The 203-nt window shown below is 37.4% G+C and carries 1 tRNA gene; it reads left to right on the top strand.

From position 1 onward, the window contains the following. Nucleotides 1-68 precede the first annotated feature (68 nt). A tRNA-Ile gene (locus CD041_RS00600) sits at nucleotides 69-145 on the top strand. Nucleotides 146-203 lie beyond the last annotated feature (58 nt).

Below are 203 nucleotides of genomic sequence, written 5' to 3'. Positions count from 1 at the left end.
AAGATGCGGAATAACGTGACATATTGTATTCAGTTTTGAATGTTTATTAACATTTATTTATATGTAATGGGCCTATAGCTCAGCTGGTTAGAGCGCACGCCTGATAAGCGTGAGGTCGGTGGTTCGAGTCCACTTAGGCCCACCATTATTTTGTACATTGAAAACTAGATAAGTAAGTAAATTAGATTTTACCAAGCAAAACC

The sequence above is a fragment of the Staphylococcus lugdunensis genome, from assembly GCF_002901705.1.
Classification (GTDB): Bacteria; Bacillota; Bacilli; order Staphylococcales; family Staphylococcaceae; genus Staphylococcus; species Staphylococcus lugdunensis.
Note: the sequence above shows the minus strand (reverse complement) of the source record. Positions and strands in the feature narration are given on the sequence as shown.